This is a genomic window from Gammaproteobacteria bacterium (assembly GCA_029884425.1).
Taxonomy (GTDB): Bacteria; Pseudomonadota; Gammaproteobacteria; order S012-40; family S012-40; genus JAOUHV01.
This window is the reverse complement of the sequence record JAOUHV010000062.1, coordinates 1-15,153: the sequence shown is the minus strand read 5'-3', so window position 1 is coordinate 15,153 and position 15,153 is coordinate 1. Positions and strand designations below refer to the sequence as shown.

General features: G+C 54.1%; 13 protein-coding genes. 10 read left to right on the top strand and 3 right to left on the bottom strand.

Annotation, left to right across the window (positions count from 1 at the left end; all coding sequences use genetic code 11):
- Nucleotides 1-84: 84 nt before the first annotated feature.
- A complete protein-coding gene (locus OEW58_12870) occupies nucleotides 85-1,986 on the bottom strand; it encodes a hypothetical protein (protein MDH5302243.1) in 1,902 nt (633 codons plus the stop codon).
- Nucleotides 1,987-2,064: 78 nt separating this feature from the next.
- Nucleotides 2,065-2,718: a serine hydrolase family protein gene (locus OEW58_12865; protein MDH5302242.1), complete on the bottom strand. Its 654-nt coding sequence runs from the start codon at nucleotides 2,716-2,718 to the stop codon at nucleotides 2,065-2,067.
- 47 nt (nucleotides 2,719-2,765) lie between these two features.
- On the opposite strand from OEW58_12865, the gene OEW58_12860 reads away from it, so the two are divergent.
- The 10 genes from OEW58_12860 (at nucleotide 2,766) to OEW58_12815 (ending at nucleotide 14,292) form a co-directional block, all read left to right on the top strand.
- Nucleotides 2,766-3,203, top strand: coding sequence for a secondary thiamine-phosphate synthase enzyme YjbQ (locus OEW58_12860; GenBank protein MDH5302241.1), 438 nt, complete (start codon nucleotides 2,766-2,768; stop codon nucleotides 3,201-3,203).
- Nucleotides 3,204-4,187, top strand: a complete 984-nt coding sequence (locus OEW58_12855; protein ID MDH5302240.1) for a tRNA-dihydrouridine synthase family protein — start codon at nucleotides 3,204-3,206, stop codon at nucleotides 4,185-4,187.
- Nucleotides 4,188-4,353: 166 nt separating this feature from the next.
- Nucleotides 4,354-5,601: a hypothetical protein gene (locus tag OEW58_12850; protein ID MDH5302239.1), complete on the top strand. Its 1,248-nt coding sequence runs from the start codon at nucleotides 4,354-4,356 to the stop codon at nucleotides 5,599-5,601.
- A 2-nt stretch (nucleotides 5,602-5,603) separates the two neighbouring features.
- The gene (locus OEW58_12845) at nucleotides 5,604-8,156 is read left to right on the top strand and encodes a CHAT domain-containing protein (GenBank protein MDH5302238.1); all 2,553 of its coding nucleotides are present in this window, start codon (nucleotides 5,604-5,606) and stop codon (nucleotides 8,154-8,156) included.
- Nucleotides 8,156-10,525, top strand: a complete 2,370-nt coding sequence (locus OEW58_12840; GenBank protein ID MDH5302237.1) for a HEAT repeat domain-containing protein — start codon at nucleotides 8,156-8,158, stop codon at nucleotides 10,523-10,525. The genes OEW58_12845 and OEW58_12840 overlap by 1 nt, the downstream gene beginning before the upstream one ends.
- Before the next feature lie 32 nt (nucleotides 10,526-10,557).
- The gene (locus tag OEW58_12835; GenBank protein ID MDH5302236.1) at nucleotides 10,558-11,022 is read left to right on the top strand and encodes a DUF2452 domain-containing protein; all 465 of its coding nucleotides are present in this window, start codon (nucleotides 10,558-10,560) and stop codon (nucleotides 11,020-11,022) included.
- Nucleotides 11,023-11,024: 2 nt separating this feature from the next.
- Nucleotides 11,025-11,753 carry a carboxy-S-adenosyl-L-methionine synthase CmoA gene (gene cmoA, locus OEW58_12830; GenBank protein ID MDH5302235.1) on the top strand — a complete coding sequence of 243 codons (729 nt, stop codon included), beginning with the start codon at nucleotides 11,025-11,027 and terminating at the stop codon, nucleotides 11,751-11,753.
- Nucleotides 11,750-12,718 (top strand): tRNA 5-methoxyuridine(34)/uridine 5-oxyacetic acid(34) synthase CmoB, encoded by a 969-nt coding sequence (gene cmoB / locus OEW58_12825; protein ID MDH5302234.1) that lies wholly within the window; start codon nucleotides 11,750-11,752, stop codon nucleotides 12,716-12,718. Before cmoA ends, cmoB begins: the two co-directional genes overlap by 4 nt.
- Nucleotides 12,719-12,726: 8 nt before the next feature.
- Nucleotides 12,727-13,308 carry a DUF2057 domain-containing protein gene (locus tag OEW58_12820; protein MDH5302233.1) on the top strand — a complete coding sequence of 194 codons (582 nt, stop codon included), beginning with the start codon at nucleotides 12,727-12,729 and terminating at the stop codon, nucleotides 13,306-13,308.
- Between the two features lie 75 nt (nucleotides 13,309-13,383).
- A complete protein-coding gene (locus OEW58_12815; GenBank protein MDH5302232.1) occupies nucleotides 13,384-14,292 on the top strand; it encodes a D-hexose-6-phosphate mutarotase in 909 nt (302 codons plus the stop codon).
- Nucleotides 14,293-14,340: 48 nt separating this feature from the next.
- Here the strand turns inward: OEW58_12815 and OEW58_12810 are convergent, their stop codons facing one another.
- On the bottom strand, nucleotides 14,341-14,802 hold the full coding sequence (locus OEW58_12810; protein ID MDH5302231.1) for a hypothetical protein: 462 nt from the start codon (nucleotides 14,800-14,802) through the stop codon (nucleotides 14,341-14,343).
- Between the last annotated feature and the right edge of the window lie 351 nt (nucleotides 14,803-15,153).

Here is a 15,153-nt window from a genome sequence, read left to right as displayed (position 1 = left end):
CGAAAGCTATCACGACTCCGCATCAGCGACGACGATTTTTTCATGTCCCGCGCAATAATTTTTTTTATGACCAAACAGAGACTCCTATTCTTTTTTGACAAGTCCGGTCAAACCGACCGCAAATAAGGTTGCCAATACCCAGCCCATCCCGATTTGAAACCAGTGATAGGCACGCAACCAGGCACCACAAGGTAGTGAGTGACCATTTACGCGACAATATCGGTTGGCGTTGGGCAACCAGAATTCCTCCTGGTGTAAATCCACAAACGGCATAAATGCATCAATAGAGTACACCAGCGAGTTATAGTCGGGATAATCTTCCGGCACTATCTGAGTGCGCAAATACTTGCCATCCATGTATACCCGCTCGCGCGTGGGCGACATCAAGCCGTTCACTCCTCCCATATGGAACAGACCCGCGCCGATGCCAATAATAATTGCCCCCATAATCAGTGCGCGATAATGCGGCTTAAAACCGTAGTCCAGCAAGTACTTCATCGCCCACTGCCGCCACCACGCCGCAAATCGCAAACCGCCATGGGCCAAACGCGCATCCTGTCCGGCGATGGACACATCCACCGCATCGGCGTCATTACCCATGCGCCGCAGCACCCCGGCCATCTGCTCATACGGTTGCAGATAAAACGGCTGCGCCGGCTGTAACTGTAGCCAACGAATCCTAGCTTCCGCATCCGTAGGACCGGCACTGATGGAACCGTAAACCAAACCGTTCAGGTACAACTTGCCTTTTGCCGGCCAACTCTCTTTTTCATCCGCCAACTGACCAATCTGCGCATGGGCAAGATTCAATTCAGTGCTGGCGACCCGGTTCACGTTTTTCCAAATCCATTTTCCGGCAATATGTGCACTTTCTGCCCACACACCATTATGCGATTTACCGCGGAAACTCGCTCCCCAGACATGCACATCGCCACCCACGCGAGTCGCGCGCATGCTGATCAAACCATTGCTGCGAAACTTGCCTTCCAGAAAAAAATTACCGTCAATATAGGCGCGATCAACCACCAGCGCATCGGCACCGACATTGAGAAACTGACTATCACGACACGTCAGATCGCGGCGAATATGCGCGCCGACAAACCTCACCCGGCCAATCGCACGAAAACCCCGGTTCAGGTTGACCGCCCCGCCGACGTTTATCCCGTCTGCCGATAGTGCATCTTCTCTGTGGTTGAGAATCCGGCCCGCACGGCATGACAAGTCGCCATTGATCATGGCTCCCATCAAACGCACCTCTCCGGCAGCGACAAAGCCTTGCTCCATCAAAATGGACGCCTTGATGTTCGCCCCGTCCGCCACCAGGGCCACACCACCGCAATTGACAAACCGACCACCACTGCAGACCAACGAACGTTCAATGGTAGCAGCCGTCAACCGCACCGTGCCCAGACTGTAAAATCCCTGGTCCAGATACACCGAACCGGACGTGCGCAAACCGTTGGCGGACAGCGAATCACCGCCCGGATTTTCAAACCGCGCATTGCGACACTCCAAACCGCCGCTGATCACTGCGCCCTGCAGACGAACTTCGCCATTGGCAACAAAACCATCGCGCATGTACAGCGAACCCTGCATGTGCAACTGCACCGCTGCAATCGATCCACAATGCGAACCGTCCAGCATGATGGCGCGAACTTCCGCCTCGGTCAGATCTATCCCTTTGGCGATATCGCAAGAAAGCAGTGAGATGGGAAAGCGAATACTAGTGAACGCCAAATCCAGGCGCCCCAAAATAATTGCATGCTGCAAATTGATACCGCGAACATCGACACAGTTGCGGGCAACGGTGTCCACGCACAGCCAACGAATCAAATCGGCACGCACCGACCGGGCCGCCTTGTCCGCCCACACCATTTGACTGCAATCGGCCACATTGCCGTTGCTAATCGCATCCAGAAGCTGACTTTCCGCGGCACTAAACACCCCGAAGCGCCGCTCTGCCAAGCTCCGTAACTCACCATTCATGCCGTCGTTCGCCCCAGCAATAAAAACCTATTCAGGAAAATATCGTCTAAAATCATGCCAGGATTGACTGCCCCACCCCTAGCGAACACAAATTTTTTCATCCATCCACTGCGCGATCGCACGCAACGACGGTTCATGCTGTAGCGGCAACTGATGCGCCGCCGGGGTCAAGAGTTGCTGGCCCGCGCTGCAAGCGGCCAACAATTCATCGATCCGCCGCCGCATGCGCAACGATTCCTGCTCACCCACCACATGTAGTGACGGCATTGTCACGGGCACACGCAACCGACTTTGCCAAGGCTCGCACTTGGGCAAGCCACCGGCGCCCAACACCATCCACTGAAACGGCAGCGGCTGCTGCCTGGCCTGATAATCCGCCAACAACATCAGACTCATCACCGCTCCCTGGCTCCAGCCGAACACCCCGTCAAACGGTCCTTGCTCGTCAATCAATTGACTCAAATACTGCAAAGTCGGCTCAACCTCTTGGTACGAACCATCGTCGCCATATTGAAACCAGCAATAATGTCGCCCCGCCCGCCAGCGAAACAGCGGCGCCTGTACCTGCAGACGCTGCCACAGGGCCCGGACCTGCGTTTCATTGCATTCGTGCGGCCCCTGGGCAAACACCATCTGCACCGGCTGGCGCATGTGGGCCTCGATCGGCCTTAGCCATTGTTCAAACCAGCTGGCATTCATCGAAAAGCCGTGCAGGCACAACAGTTTTTTCATCCACTCCCGTCCTCGGTTAAAATGGCGTCTTTTTGCAGAGAAACCTCATGCGCATCCACTATGGCGTTGAACACGTCAACACCCACACCGGCCTGAGCATACACAACCTGATGCCGGCCATTAAACAGCATCTGGCGCAAAGCGGCATCCAGAACGGCGTTGTTACTGTCTGCAGCCGCCACACCACCACCGCTATCACCATCAACGAGGACGAATCCCGCCTGCGTGATGACATCGCTGCATTCTTTGCCAAGCTGGTTCCGGCCAGCGATCGCTATCTGCACAACGACATTCATCTGCGCGACTGTCCACCGGACGAACCGGAAAACGCCCATTCGCACCTGATCGCCATGCTGCTGGGCAGCAGCGAGTCCATTCCGCTGTGCAACGGCGAACTGTCGTTGGGACAATGGCAATCGGTCATGCTGCTGGAACTGGATGGCCCCAGACCACGCACCGTCAGCATCCAGATTATCGGCCAATAAGTGAAACTCTATCTCGCACCGATGGAAGGCGTCGTCGACGCCGACATGCGTGACTTGCTCACCCAGGTCGGCGGTTACGATTACTGCGTTACCGAATTTGTGCGCGTCAGCGAACGCCGTTTGCCCGCCAAGGTTTTCCATCGCCTAGCACCGGAATTGCTGCACGACGGCAGAACCGCCGCCGGCACCCGCGTCATCGTGCAAATTCTAGGCGGCGAACCCTGGGTCATGGCCGCCAATGCCAAACGTGCCGCAGCGCTGGGGGCAGCCGGGGTCGATATCAATTTTGGCTGTCCGTCAAAATGGACCACGCGCCGCGACGGTGGTGCGATTTTGCTACGCGAACCTGAACGCATCTTCGATATCGTTCACGCCGTTCGCCAAGCAGTTGATCCAGCCATCGCCGTCTCGGCGAAAATGCGCCTGGGCTACGAAGACACGCTACGCACTCTGGAAATTGTCGATGCCATCACCGAAGGCGGTGCCAATTTTGTCACTGTCCATGCCCGCACCAAAGTGGATGGTTACAAGCCGCCGGCAAAATGGGAATGGCTGGCACGCATTCGTCAGCACACCCACATTCCGGTGATCGCCAATGGCGACATCGCCTCAGTCGACGATTTTGTGCGCTGCCAGGAAATCAGTGGTTGCGATCGCTTCATGCTGGGCAGAGGTGCGGTTGCGCAACCCGATCTGGCGCTGCAAATCAAATTACGCGATCAGCATCAAATCCAGCACTGGGATAAGGTTTTACCGCTGCTCCAGCAATTAGTGTTGTTGATGCAGCAAAATCCAGAATTTAAGCATCAACAAATCAAAGGCCGGATCAAACAATGGTTTTCGTTTTTACACCGTATTTATCCCGAGGCCGATGCGCTGTACCTGCCACTGAAGCGAACGGAGCACCTGGATGAAGTCAAACAATTGCTCGGCATGGCTAGCACGACAATTCTGTCAGACAAGACCACGACACCTAACACGTAGATCACGACACGCGACTAAAAATGGATTAGTTATTCCATTCTTCGAACCTTGCCTAGTCCATTAGTAGACTGGCATCGCACCAAGCTATTGCGTATTATTTGCGCTATGCTTCGGGCAGCAGACAAACAGTAATTCCACTTTTTACTTGTTTTGCACAGGGAAGTTCATGCGACAACAGCACCTCCTCAACATCGGTATTCTTTTTCTTTTGTTTCCCGTTTCAAGCTGGGCAAAAGAAACTTTCGAACTGCACGTCAATCTTATAACCTTGGAAGATATCTCTTATAGCAAAACAAAAGCGTTCAGTCAGCGCGCCAACCTGTTTGAATCAGTCAATGTAAATCGCTTTGAATCCCTGCTATCCACCAACATCAACAACTACGACAAACTTGACGGGACACTAAAAATTCAGGGTGTTGAATACCAATTTCAATCTGACGCCAAACCCGGCAGCAATCCAGGCCCTGCGGTTCAATACAAACTGACACTCAAATCCGCCTGTCTGCCGCAAGACAAAGTTTTTATTACTGATCAAAGCCGCAATGATGGCTTGCAACAAATGATCGGCTGGCTGCAACAAGGCAGCCAAGGTTTAAAGCGAGCCTGCCTGAGTGAAAAATCCCCCGTTGATCCCGTCGCCGGCAATCCTCTCAGCTTGATGAGCACCATGCTTGAGTCCGATTTTGCCATCAGCAGCCAAAACAGTCCGCGCAATCCGATCCAGCGTAAAACCAGTTTTCGACTGGTTCCGGAAATGGGTCAGCACACCGCCAACGGGTTTCACTACGCCAGCTACACCGTGCCCGCCAGCGTAATCCTGCCCATGGCACAGCCACGCAATCACCTTGTGTTATCCATGCCGGTCACCCAAGTCGACAACAACGGTTCGATCACTACCAGCAGCTCCATCGGTGCCCATCTGCAACGCCGTATGCATGATAATTGGCAAATCACTTCGGGCGTGCGGGTAGGCTATGTCGACTCAGACAGCTACCAGGCTTCCGCCAGCATGTATTCGGCCAGCGTCAACAACACATTTTTTATTCTGCTCGACAACATCAATCTCAGCGTTCATCAATTACTGTCAGCACACCGCGCCAACAAAAATCCATTTTCTGACTACCAAACCGAATATCAACTGGAAAACCAGTCAATGAAAACGGCACTGCGTGCGGAAGGTTCGCTGAATTTGCACATTTTCGGCTCGCCTGGCAGTTGGGATGCCATCGTGGCAGACACACGCTTCTTCGGTGACAAACTGTACATGGAACACTATCAGGACCTTGCCTTGTCAATCGGCGCCCGTCGCCGGGTAGGCAGTGGTGACTGGCAGGCTGTGCGTGGTGGTCTGACCTATACTCAGGGACAGCACGGCTTTCAGGGATACAAAATCAATTTCGGATATTTCTTCTAGCCATGAAAATTCTGCTGCTTCCACTAATGCTGTTTCTGTCAGGCTGCGCCCTCATTGAAGGCGCGCCCATGCTCACCCATGTTGTTGTCAAAGAACTGGACGAACAAAAACTGCACGCGCAAGGTATCAGCCAGCAAGACATGGACTGGCTCAAGACTGGTCATCTGCAGGAAATCCGCGACCGCTACGAATCCCTGCCTTCACTGACCATCACCCAACAACGACTGCTTTGTGACATTTACGTCAAGCAGATGGACAATCAGGCGAGTGAATGCCTCGACAAACTGGAAGCCCAGGTTTTCCGCAGCCCACTGTTTAATCTTGCCGGTGCCCGCCAGTTACGTCAGGATCTGGTCGAAGGTCAGCTTGACGCCATGGACAAGCAACGCCTGCAACGTTACATCACCGCTCAGCCCATGGATGTCGCCACACTGCAGGAAGACTTGGTGCTGGACACTGATCTGCAGCAACTGCAAGTCAAACAAATCCTCTCCTACCTTGGCGAGCGCACCACCGATTTGCAAACGCTGCTGGGCAAACGCGCCCTGCTGCAACTGCAAGATGGTCACTACGTACAAGCGGCGGCACTTAGCCAGCAACTGAGCAGCTTTGGCGGCCGCTACATTCATGCGCTGGCGCAACTGCAATTGGGTCAACGCATCAAGGCGCTGGAAACTGCCCATTGGTTATCTGAGCACTACGAAACCGAACCGGTTTATCTCGGTGCGAATTTGTACCTGGCTGCCGGAGAATACCAACGCGCGCTGGATCTGGCGCAAAACAAGGCGCGACGTTTGGCCATCGATTACGGCTTACGCAATGACACCGACCTGTTTGGCGGGCAGGTGACGCCTGCAGATTTTCGCTTTGATTTGTTTGACGAATTTCGCTTTGGCCTGCTCGACTTTTATTCCTACGCGCCGCGCGCCAACGCCTATGTCGAATTCATCATCGCCAAAAGTGAATTCGAACTTGGCCGCCTGGATCAAGCCAAAACCAGTTATGACCTGATACTTTCCACACCGGGCATAGACAATTACCGCGACATTTATTGGCTATCACTGTTTGATCGCGGCCGCATTGCGCAGCGACAAAATAATCTCGCCGAAGCCGAACACTATTTTCGCCAGGCAATCGATGTTATTGAGGCTTATCGCAGCGCCGCGAACAGTGATATTACCCGATTGGGCATGATCAACCATCCGCAGCAGGTGTACGCCGAACTCGTAGAGCTGCTCATCGGTCAGGAGCGTGGCAGTGAGGCATTCACCTTCGTCGAGCGCGCCCGCAATCGCGAAGCCGTCGACTGGGCCAATGCGGTCGAGCAATTTGCCGATGAAGACATTGGGCCGCAAGATGCCATGCAGCGTTTCGTGCAAGCTGAAAAACAACTGCTGTCTGGCAGTCTGGTTGCCGATCCCGCCGCCCTCAGCCGCACCCGATCTGCACACCGCGTCGCCCGCGAAGAAATTCGCCAGTCTGATTTGCGCTACAAAAACCTGGTCACCATCGATCAACCTACTTTTGCCAGCATCAAACAGCGGGTAGGCAAGGATGAAACCATTGTTACTTATTACACCGTCAAGAACACGCTGTATGCTTTTGTCCTGAATCTGGAAGACAATGATTTGTTCATCTACCGGGTGAACCAACCGCTGCCTGATATTGTGAAAAACATTAATAAATTACGCCGCGATGTAGCCCGCGCCGGCAGTGATGATTACATCAACTCGGCTGCGTCACTTTACGACTCGCTGATTCGACCAATTCAGCCCAAGCTGAACAAAAAACGCATTACTTTCTCAGTCAACGGTGATTTGCTGTCACTGCCGTTTGCAACCTTGTTTGACGGTCAAAGTTTTCTGGTTCAGCGCTACCGTCTTAGCGTCATCCCCAACGTGAATGTCATCAACCAGATTTCGCGCGGTCTTCAGCCCGCAGGCAACATTTTGATTGTGGGCAATCCCGATCGCGGTCCGGAGTACGACTTGCCCTACGCGCAAATGGAAGCCAATCTTATTCGCGACAGCTGGACGCGCGGCCAATCCACTGTTCAATTGGGGCACGTCGCAACCGTGAACAATTTCCAGCAGGTGGTCGGCCGCTCGCCCTATGTTCACATAGCTGCGCACGCCGTCTTTGATTCACAACAACCGGTTAATTCGCGGATATTGTTTGCCCGCCCGCTCAATTCCGCCAGTGAAAAAGACTGGTTGAGTGCCGGACAGTTACTGTCCGATCAGCGCTTCGCACTCAAAGCCAATTTGGTAGTGCTCAGCGGCTGCGAAACGGCAGTTGCCAGCGATTCGGAGCAGCTTAATGGCCTGTCCGTCAGTTTTCTTTATGCCGGAGCCAACAGCGTCATCGGCAGCCTGTGGACAGTGGATGATCGCGCCACCTCATTTTTGATGGAACGCTTTTATAATCGCCTCGACAAAGGTTTTGTCGCTGACAGTGCCCTGCAAAATGCGCAGTTGGCCACCTTGGAACAATTCCCTCACCCCTACTACTGGGCCGCGTTTCAGTACACCGGCCATAACGCAGGAATTAATTAATGCGTCGTTGGTTTTTACTCGCACTTGCACTGCTATCTGGCAACGCTCAGGCTGAATTAACTTGTTCCGCCAGTTTTGTCGCGCAATATGTTGAACAGCTCAACGTTGATCCCATCAAGCGAGAAGAAGCGCGCCGAATCTTGCGCGATTGCGGCGACAGCGCTGCCAACAATTTGCTGATGCTATTGCAGTCCGACCAAACGCCCATTGACAGTCGGCAAACCGCCGTCAATTTGCTCAGTCAGCTAGCACCGCAAGATCAAATCACCTTGGTTTTTATCAATCGCCTGAAGCATGATCCCGACCTGACCGTGCGTCGTGATATTGCCCGCGCGCTGGCACTGCATATTCAGGCCAAGCCGCAGGTCACCGCCGCACTGATCGAAACTCTGGCAGATAAAAACGAACACCCACTGGTGCGCGGCGCGGCTGCGGATGCACTCAGCAAACTAAAAACCACCGACCACGCCGCCCTGCAGGCCATGCAACAAGTGCTGCTTGATGCCAATGCCGACATGGACGTTCGCGTTGATGCCCTGGCCGCACTGCGTTCTCTGGGTCATCTGGCAGTTGAAATTCTGCCGGTGTTGCTCACGGAATATCTCAACAGCCAAAGCAACCTGGAGAAAACTGTCGTTCAGGCAGCGCTGGTCGCCATCAGCAAGGATCTTGTTGTCAACGAGCGCATCGACACCCTGGCCGCCATTGACCAGGCATTGGGCCACCTTGAATCTGTCGACAAACAGCAAAAACAGAATCTGCCAGGCTATGACGAAATGGAGTTTTCGCTATGGCATGCGGAAAAATATCTGCGCACCCTGCGCTGGGAAAAACGGGTGCGCGATATTGAAAACATCAAAACCTGGGTTGGTGAAAATCAATGGGTCATTGCCGGACCACTGTATGTTGCCTGGCTGCTGCTCTGGTTGCTGATTTACCGCTTTTTCCCGCTGGTGGTGCTCAACTCGTCCAAATATTTCGACGGCATCAACCGCTTTTTGCCCAATACCTTGTCGGCCTTGCCGGTCAAGTTTTTTGTTTTCATTCCCATGCTGCAATACCGCCCACGTGTGTTGCAGGCCTGGGTCAAAACCCAATTGGACACTGCCCAGCAACGCTATCCACTGTTGCCGCTGGCTCGGGCACATGCAACCCATGTTGCAGTGCAATTCAAACTGGGTGACGAACTGCTCGACTCACCCATGAATCCGCTGCTGACGCAATTATTTCGCTCGCAGCATTCGCAAACCAATTTGCTCATCGTTGGTGAAGGCGGCAGTGGCAAAAGCAATCTGGCAGTCGAATTGGGCCGGCTGTGCCTGCAACCGCAAGGCTTAGGTGCGCAACCGATGCTGCCGGTGATTCTCGATCGCGACTTCAAGCCCGACGAAACTATTACCAGCCACGTTTCAACCCAGTTGCATCATTTGCTCGACCTGCCCGCCGACTGCCTGCCTGACGAAATGATCATCGCGCTGTTGAAATACAAACACATCGTGCTGCTGGTAGATCATTTATCCGAACTCAGTGACGCGACCCAGGAACACATTCAGCCTGGCCGGAAGGATTTTCTGCCACGCGCGCTGATCATGACCTCGCGGCGGGAAGAAAATTTCGACGACAGCATCGTTCATGTGCTCCACCCCACCCGCCTCAGCAGTCGCCTGCTGGCCGACTTTTGCGATCAATACCTGGAGGCACGCAACAAGCGCAAACTGTACTCAGACCGCGAATTTTTTGAACTGTGCAAATCCATCATTCAGCTCGCTGGTCAGGACGGCATTACGCCGTTGTTGGCCACGCTGTATCTGGACCAAATGGCCTATGCCCGCAGCCATGGTCGCGACGAGTCCGGCCCGCATTCCATCCCCGAACTGATGCTGCACTACCTGAACACCCTCAATCGCGGGGTTCCGGAAGACGAGCGCCTTCCCGATCGCAATGTCCACCGCTTTGCCGAGGCATTGGCCTGGCTATGTCTGCGCAACAATTTCCGCCCCATGCCCGTGCGCGAGGAAGAAATCAGCCACGCCACCCGTGGTGCCATCGGTGCACAACAGCTTAATTATCTGCAACACCGGCTGCACCTGATCGACAGTTACTCCGCCGCCCAGGATCAGGTCGCCTTTTGCACCAAAGCCTTGGCCGAGCACCTGGCGGCACGCCACGTGGTTCGCCTGCTGGGTAAATCCGAAGACAACTGGAAGCAGTTCATCCAGCGCTGCCGCCAGCAACTGCGCCGCGATGCCAGCGTCGGCAGCTTCATTCAGGCGGTCGGCCAGTGCGCCCAAACCTACGGTGCCGAACTGCAATTGCCGTCGTTTGTCGTCCCCAGCCTGTTGCTTCAGCCCAAGGCTCAGCCCGCCTGACCGGTCAGGCCAATTCGCGGTATAATCCGCCGATGAGTGACAAGTCCAACTTCAAACATCAGGGCAGCGACAACACCGCGCCCTACCCGGTCAGTCGCATGGCTCCCGCCGTGACCCTGACCGACATGGCGCGCGAAATCGAGCAGGCCGATCAGCAAATCCAGACCCACGCCAGTGCCAAGCTACGCATCATTGCCGATCAAATCCAGGCACTACAGGCCCAAGCCCAGCAGGTGCTGCAACAAGCCCGTAACGATCAGTGGCTGCACCGCGCCAAGTGCAATTTCAAACGCCTGCCTGGCCGCATTTATCATCTTTACCAAAAGCCCGAGGGCGACACCTATTTCTCCATGCTCGCCGCGCATGAATGGGGCGACGAGCCACCGCATACTTTCCTCGGTTCGTTTCGGCTTGAATACGACATGAGCTGGACGCCTGCCGAGCAACTGGCCCAGCGGGACGACGCCCGCACCATCATCGACAAACTGCTGGAGTAACCATGGCCAAGGATTCGATTTACTCGCAGCCATTACCCGAAGTCACCGCCTTTGCCTTTGACGACAAAGTCGCTGCGGTATTTTCCGACATGATTCGCCGCTCAGTGCCCGGCTACAGCACCGTCATCGCCATGACCGGCGTGCTGGCCGAACGCTACGCCACCCCGCACAGCCACATCTACGACCTGGGCTGCTCATTGGGTGCGGCCGTGTTGGCCATGCGCCACCGCATCCATGCGCCAGATTGCAAAATCATCGCGGTCGACAATTCCGAGGCCATGATTCAGCGCTGCCGCGAAAATCTGGCGGTGGAAGATTCCACCGTTGCGGTAGATATTTTGTGCGCCGACCTTCGCGATCTGAACATTGAAAATGCATCGGTGGTAGTGATGAATTTCACCTTGCAGTTCATCCCCAAGGACCAACGCGACGCCATCATCCGAAAAATCTATCAAGGGATGAAACCCGGCGGCGCGTTTATTCTGTCGGAAAAACTGCACTTTGACGACGCCGATGCCGACCGTCTGCTGATCGAATTACACCACGAGTTCAAACGCGCCAACGGCTACAGCGATCTGGAAATCAGCCAGAAACGCAGCGCCATCGAAAACGTGCTGGTTCCTGAAACTTTGCAAACACATTTGCAGCGTTTGAAAAACGCCGGCTTTGCGCAAAGCGAACTGTGGTTCCAGTGTTTTAATTTCGCCTCTGTTATCGCCATCAAACAATGATCAACTTCGACGATTTTTATCGCGACCTGCAGCGGTTTGATCTCGGCTCGCTACAGGCACCGCTACAACAACCACTGACAGACATTCTCAGCAAGAAAAACGGCAACTTGCCGCGCTGGCTGCCGGCGATTGAAACCATGCCCGCAGTCACGCCATCCACAGTTGAGCTGGGCGACACCATTAACATCGGCCAGCGTGATGATGTTACCGATCAACAACGCCAGCAGATTGAACAAAATCTGCGACTGCTCATGCCCTGGCGCAAAGGCCCCTTTTCCTTTTTCGACATTTTCATCGACACCGAATGGCGTTCGGATTGGAAATGGCAGCGGGTGTTACCGCATTTGTCATCACTGGAAGGCCGGCGTATTCTCGACATCGGCTGTGGCAGCGGTTATCACTTGTGGCGCATGTGGCAGCAACGTGCAGAATTCGTTGTTGGCATTGATCCGTCGCTGTTATTTTTGATGCAGTTTCGTGCCGCCAAACAGTTCATCGGCGATTGTCCCGTGCACTTGTTGCCGTTGGGCATTGAGCACTTGCCAACCGAGATGGCCTGCTTTGACACTGTATTTTCCATGGGCGTGTTTTATCATCGCCGCTCGCCCATCGATCACTTGCTGGAATTAAAAGCCTGCCTCAAACCCGGTGGCGAGCTGGTGCTGGAAACCCTGATTGTCGAGGGCGGACTAGGCCACACGCTGGTGCCCGAAGATCGTTACGCACAAATGCGCAATGTCTGGTTTATTCCCAGTTGCGCAACCCTGGAACTGTGGCTGCGGCGCTGCGGTTTTGAAAACATCGTACTTGCTGATCTCAACCAAACCACCGTGCATGAACAGCGACAAACCGACTGGATGCAGTTTGAATCCCTGCCGCAATTTCTGCAGCCTGACGATCACAACCTGACCATCGAAGGCTATCCTGCGCCCACGCGCGCGACCTTCATCGCACGCAAACCCTGAGGCCGCCGATGAAAATCTTGCTGATACTCTTGCTGTTGTTGCTCGCCGGTTGCAGCCACACCGGGCCGTACAAACTATATGACCAAGCACAACCCGGCAGCAGCGGTCATGTCACGCTCAAACTGCCGCACGCCATTGATCTGCTGCAACTTGATCAACAGAAACTCAAGCTGCCTTACAGTGCCGATGCTGTTCGCCAATATTTGCTCTTGCCTGGCAAGCATCAATTGACCGTGCGCTACCGCCAGCTGTGGCTGGATGGCCAGGCCAATCATGAAGTGGTGGATTCCAAACTCGTGACGTTTAGCATCGACGCCCATGCCGGTGACGAGCTGACACTGCAAACTGCGCTGCCGCAAACCTTGTCCGATGCCCGCACCTTTGCCAAACAAATCCGACTGCAGCTGGTGAATCAACAGCAGCAAGTCATTGATGGTGAATTACTGCCTGAGGCCAAACAACCCAGCAGCGCCATCGAAGTTTTGTTCAAGGACAACGGCAGCAGCTATGACCAATTGGTTACCTGGTGGAACGCCGCCAGTGACGACGAAAAAAACCAGTTCCGCCGCTACATCGAAACCCATCCCTGATGCAGTAGCGCTAACGAGTATTCACACCTTGGGGTAAAATGGCGACTCAATTTTGCTGCCGAGGATTCTCTCCCCATGTCTATCGATTCGTTGAATCAAAAATTCGCCATCAAAAACGTGCTCACGTTTCGCACGTCAGCAGAAGGCGCCATTATTGCCGACATTGACAACGCATTTTCCACGGCCAGCATCAGTCTGTCCGGCGGCCATGTGATGTCATGGAAACCCAAGGATCAGGCGCAACCTGTGGTCTGGCTGTCCGAGCAAGCCAAAGTCGCCCCCGGCAAATCCATTCGTGGCGGCGTGCCCATTTGCTGGCCCTGGTTTGGCGCTCACGCCAGCGAAGCCAGTTTTCCCGGCCACGGCCACGCCCGCACCACACCCTGGAGCATCACTGCCAGCAGCACACTGCCCGGTGGCGAAACCCGCGTTGAACTGCAAATGAACGTGGACGAAAAAAGCAAAACCTTCTGGCCACACAACACGCCGCTGAGCCTGAACGTCACCATCGGCAAGCGTTTGCAAATCAGCCTGACCACGCGTAACGACACCGCGCAGCCCGTCACCATCACCGAAGCGTTGCACACGTATTTTCAGATCAGCGACATCGACGGCGTCAGCGTCAGCGGTTTGGAAAACTGCGATTATTTCGACAAGGTGGAAGATTTTGCCAAGAAAAAACAGCAAGGTGAAATTCGTTTTGCCGGCGAAACAGATCGCGTCTACGTCAACACCAAAACCACCTGCGTTATTCACGATGCCGCGTTAAAGCGCCGCATTCACATCGGCAAATCTTCCAGCGCCTCCACCGTGGTGTGGACGCCCTGGACTGAAAAAGCCGAAAAAATGGGTGACATGGGAGCCAACCAGGGCTGGCGGAAAATGTTGTGCGTTGAAAGCGCCAACGCCATGGAAAATGCCGTGAGCATTGCCCCTGGCGCCAGTCACAGTTTGACCGTTGATTACTGGGTCGAAGCGATTTAAGCCAGACCATTCACCTGCCCGCATAGGCGGGCAGGTGACATCACATCGTTAGAAACCAACGCCAACCGCAATACCCAGCACGTGTGCAGATGTGCCGTCTACGCTGTCAAAGTTGTACACTGGGCCAAACGACATCTGCTTGTAGTGGAAATCGTAGCCAGCGCCCACGCGAGCAACCGTGTAGCTGCTACCATTCTTATCTTTGTGACCAACGGATATGTTGAACTTCGAATCTTTCCAGGGATGTACCACCACCCCGGCAAAGAATAAATCCATGTCATAATAATCGCCGGCGATACGCTCGGCCACCAGACCCAGACCAATGCGACGCTCCCACAAGTTGGTGCGATATTCGTACTCCAGACCCACGGTAGGGTCGGTGTAATCGCTAGTAATCGTCGCGCCACCAAATAATGCCGCGTGGTGATTACCCTCGCCCGCGTGCGCTGCCATCATTGGCAAGCCGGTCAACGCAGCAATCAACAAAAACTGGTTAGTACGTTTGTTCATGACCCCTCTCCGGTGTAGACAAAGCGAAATTTGCCTGAACAACGGTTCAGGCCGTGGCAGTCTAGGCACTCGCCTATATCATCGACAAATTGCTGATTTCTATACCAACCATAGATAATCATCTATCCATGTTGTCGAAAGCGGCTTTCTATATACGAAATGGTTATATAAATATTATTTATTTATGCACATATTGATATAACTTATGTCCCTCCCTACACTAGCCGACACACAAGCAACTCCAAACTATTCAGGAAGAGGGATACCGATGACTGCTGCGTTGGCCGAACAGAAAATCCAGACAACTAATGACATTGCGCAAAAAATAGCGATGCTTAACCAGCGCTATCT

What these genes read in the sequence shown, in the direction of transcription:
- OEW58_12865 (MDH5302242.1), bottom strand. Translation starts at nt 2,718, where the DNA reads ATGAAAAAACTGTTGTGCCTGCACGGCTTTTCGATGAATGCCAGCTGG.
- cmoA (MDH5302235.1), top strand. Translation starts at nt 11,025, where the DNA reads ATGGCCAAGGATTCGATTTACTCGCAGCCATTACCCGAAGTCACCGCC.
- OEW58_12810 (MDH5302231.1), bottom strand. Translation starts at nt 14,802, where the DNA reads ATGAACAAACGTACTAACCAGTTTTTGTTGATTGCTGCGTTGACCGGC.
- OEW58_12840 (MDH5302237.1), top strand. Translation starts at nt 8,156, where the DNA reads ATGCGTCGTTGGTTTTTACTCGCACTTGCACTGCTATCTGGCAACGCT.
- OEW58_12845 (MDH5302238.1), top strand. Translation starts at nt 5,604, where the DNA reads ATGAAAATTCTGCTGCTTCCACTAATGCTGTTTCTGTCAGGCTGCGCC.
- OEW58_12850 (MDH5302239.1), top strand. Translation starts at nt 4,354, where the DNA reads ATGCGACAACAGCACCTCCTCAACATCGGTATTCTTTTTCTTTTGTTT.
- OEW58_12870 (MDH5302243.1), bottom strand. Translation starts at nt 1,986, where the DNA reads ATGAATGGTGAGTTACGGAGCTTGGCAGAGCGGCGCTTCGGGGTGTTT.
- cmoB (MDH5302234.1), top strand. Translation starts at nt 11,750, where the DNA reads ATGATCAACTTCGACGATTTTTATCGCGACCTGCAGCGGTTTGATCTC.
- OEW58_12820 (MDH5302233.1), top strand. Translation starts at nt 12,727, where the DNA reads ATGAAAATCTTGCTGATACTCTTGCTGTTGTTGCTCGCCGGTTGCAGC.
- OEW58_12860 (MDH5302241.1), top strand. Translation starts at nt 2,766, where the DNA reads ATGCGCATCCACTATGGCGTTGAACACGTCAACACCCACACCGGCCTG.
- OEW58_12815 (MDH5302232.1), top strand. Translation starts at nt 13,384, where the DNA reads ATGTCTATCGATTCGTTGAATCAAAAATTCGCCATCAAAAACGTGCTC.
- OEW58_12835 (MDH5302236.1), top strand. Translation starts at nt 10,558, where the DNA reads ATGAGTGACAAGTCCAACTTCAAACATCAGGGCAGCGACAACACCGCG.